The sequence below is a fragment of the Novosphingobium sp. KN65.2 genome, from assembly GCF_001368935.1.
In the GTDB taxonomy this organism is placed as follows: Bacteria; Pseudomonadota; Alphaproteobacteria; order Sphingomonadales; family Sphingomonadaceae; genus Novosphingobium; species Novosphingobium mathurense.
This window is the reverse complement of record NZ_CCBH010000030.1, coordinates 1-2,792: the sequence shown is the minus strand read 5'-3', so window position 1 is coordinate 2,792 and position 2,792 is coordinate 1. Positions and strand designations below refer to the sequence as shown.

The 2,792-nt window shown below is 63.8% G+C and carries 4 protein-coding genes; all 4 read left to right on the top strand.

Annotation, left to right across the window (positions count from 1 at the left end; all coding sequences use genetic code 11):
• Window positions 1-352 precede the first annotated feature (352 nt).
• Entirely contained in the window at window positions 353-601 is a 249-nt protein-coding gene (locus tag SPHV1_RS01200; protein ID WP_030541643.1) for a hypothetical protein, read from the top strand.
• Entirely contained in the window at window positions 598-1,407 is an 810-nt protein-coding gene (locus SPHV1_RS01195) for a hypothetical protein (RefSeq protein ID WP_008831890.1), read from the top strand. Before SPHV1_RS01200 ends, SPHV1_RS01195 begins: the two co-directional genes overlap by 4 nt.
• Window positions 1,408-1,418: 11 nt before the next feature.
• Window positions 1,419-2,039, top strand: coding sequence for a DUF6884 domain-containing protein (locus SPHV1_RS01190; protein WP_030541642.1), 621 nt, complete (start codon window positions 1,419-1,421; stop codon window positions 2,037-2,039).
• A gap of 253 nt (window positions 2,040-2,292) precedes the next feature.
• Entirely contained in the window at window positions 2,293-2,550 is a 258-nt protein-coding gene (locus SPHV1_RS01185; RefSeq protein WP_008831892.1) for a hypothetical protein, read from the top strand.
• Window positions 2,551-2,792 lie beyond the last annotated feature (242 nt).

The window sequence follows — 2,792 nt, the reverse complement described above, 5'->3', positions numbered from 1 at the left end:
ACCTTTTTTTTCCTTCCGCCCCGCAGGCCGGGTTGATCGGTGCAGGCGGTGGCAGCTGCCACCGCCTGTCCTGGCGCAGATTGAGGCGGCAAGCCGCCGCGCTGATTTGTCGCGTTTGGGGCCTGTTCCTGCCCCCTGCCGCAAGGGCTAGACCGTCTCCGCCGCTGCGCGGCTCCGCTTGGCGACCAGGCGGGTTTCCCCGCCCTTCCTTCGCTGCGCTCCGTGCAGGGCGGGTGATCCCCCTCCCCCCTGATCGGCCCCGTTTGCGGCATTCCCCGGCCCAGCGTCGCCCGCTTTCGGCAGAAGTCGATGACCCGTCATCGCCTTCGGCTCAATTAGGAAGGGAAAGCCCATGAAAATCCGTATCTACCGCCAGACCGAGCAGGACTTTGACCGGATCGAGATCGAGGGCGCGACCTTTGAAACCATCGTCAGCCGGGCAGCGGTCGAGGGGCTTCAATGCAGCGGTTACGACAGCAATCCGAGCCAGCGGCCTGAGTTGCAGGGCGCACCGAAATTCAAGGGCGTTTGCGGTCCTATGTGGGATGGCGATGCGATCCGCTACGAGTGCAGCGCCACCTATGCGGAGTTGAGCGCATGAGCGCCGCCGCCGCGATACGCACCGCGCAGGCCGACCAGCTGGGCGACCAGATCATTGCCGCAGGCTTCGCGCCAAACGGCTTTGTGCTGGACATTAACGGGGCGCTTGATGTGCCCCGCGACTTTCCCCTTTCCGCGCCGTGGAATCTGCCGTCGCGCCTGTTTCAGTTCCCCATCGAGGTCATCCGCGCAGAGCAGGACGAGCCGCGCAAGATCGGCCTTCGCCATCCTTTGCTTGCCGCCCATCCTTTCGTGCAACACGTCGAGCGTGCGCTAGGGATCGAGATCGCCCGCGATGGCGTGACGAACCGCCACGGCTACAGCAACCGCGTTCATTCGCTCTGGCATCATGCGGTGGACCTTATCAGCGCCGGGAAATGGCGCGAATTGCTCGCCACGCAGGAGTTCACCGAGCCGCGCAATATCTTCAATGCCGTTGTCTATGGCCTTCGCTATTCGGACCACGCCGACAGGAAGGCGAGCGGCCACATCAGCACCGTCGAGGCCCGCCAGATCATGCGGGAAATGGGAGCTACCGAGCCGACCGACCGCGCCGCGTTGCTTCGCAGCTTTTCCGCGCCGTCGCCCTGCCAGCAGGAACGCGGGGCCGAGCATTGGCCGATCAATCTTCACGGACCTTGCGCCGAGGATAAGGCATGGTCTTTCATCATCGGGATCGAGGATGGTTGGTTTTCCTATGACCGTTCCGGGCATCTGCAATGGTCCCCCATGGGCCGCGACCGTTACGCGGCAGGCGATAGCGCCAGCTTTACCGAGGCGAGCGGCCAGACCGCTTTCGCCTTTTGAGGGGATCGAGCATGGCCCGCCATTGCATCCGCGAACCTCGCTACGTTCCCCCGGTGCAGCGCATCGGGGAGCAACCCGACTTGTTCGGTGGACCGACCCTTAGCCACGTTGCCGAGCGCCAAGGACCGCCGAAAGGATGGCAGCGCCAATTGCAGAAATGGGGCCGCTGCACCGTCATTGCCGATCTTGAGGCAGCGCCGCCGTCTGTCATCGACCCTCCCCCGTCCCCGTCTCCGGTTTTCCTTGTCGCTTGCGTTGCTGCGAAGCTGGACCGCCCCGCCCCGGCGCGCGATCTTTACGCATCGCCATGGTTCCAGAAGGCCCGTGCCTATGTCGAACGACAGGGCGGCGCATGGTTCATCCTGTCAGCAAAGCATGGCCTGATCGCCCCGGAAACCGTCATCGCGCCCTATGACGAAACGCTAGGCGCGATGAAGGCAGGCGCGCGCCGCCTTTGGGGCGCGCGCGTGATCGAAGCAATGGCCGAGCAGATCGACGCCGCCGCGCCGCTGATCGTTCTCGCAGGCCGCAACTATCGCGATCCCCTTTGGCCGCAGATCGAACGGCGCGCATCGGTTCCGATGGAGGGGCTTGGAATCGGTCAGCAGCTCGCTTGGTTGAGCGACAACTGAGAGCGAGAATTGTCGCGGTCCATGCGCAACTTCGCACGATGCGCTTGGGGGCATCTGTTTGTCGCGCCGCCCTTTCAATCTATCCAACGCCATTTGGCGTTGTGAGTTTGAGGATTATAGGCCCAGCAACGGCCCAAGCCCCCCGGTAGGGCCGCCCACTCTCGGCAAGCGCAAATGGCGTAGTTTGCGCTTGCCGGGAGACCAGTTGCCCTCTCTATATGGCAAGGTGACTGCCCTCTCACCGACAGCGCCCTTGTGGACCCAAGATCAGGCCATCGCCTATGAGGCGGCCCTTGAGGCCATCAACGACGTTATCGCCGGTTACAGTGAGCAGATCGCGCTCGAGCATGGTTGCGTAGCGCCGAACGCGGCGCGGATCGCTTGGCTCGAAATGCGGACGGATCAGGCATCGGCCACCGGCCATGCGCTCAATGTGGTGGATGATGAGAATGTCCGGCAAACGCTGCTGGAATACAGCGCGATCGTTCGGGCGCGAGACGGCGCAGGGTGAAGGTCCGCTCGATGGGCGGGCGTTAGTTTGTTAAATCCCCCCGTCAGTGTCTTCCTAGCATGAGGGCTGCACCAGGCCGCATCAAGGATCGGCGGTTCCCCCAATTTGCTGCGCAAATCGGCTCCCCCACCGCCCGCTAGCGCGGCCGCTTCGCGGTCCCTGACCCGACCCGGCGCTGCCCTCCCCTTGGCCTTGCCAATTCCGGCAACAAGGAGGTTGTTATGGCTCTGTTGCAAAAATCG

Bases quoted from the DNA above. Each gene is read 5' to 3' on its own strand.
- SPHV1_RS01195 (WP_008831890.1), top strand. From the start codon at position 598: ATGAGCGCCGCCGCCGCGATACGCACCGCGCAGGCCGACCAGCTGGGC.
- SPHV1_RS01200 (WP_030541643.1), top strand. From the start codon at position 353: ATGAAAATCCGTATCTACCGCCAGACCGAGCAGGACTTTGACCGGATC.
- SPHV1_RS01190 (WP_030541642.1), top strand. From the start codon at position 1,419: ATGGCCCGCCATTGCATCCGCGAACCTCGCTACGTTCCCCCGGTGCAG.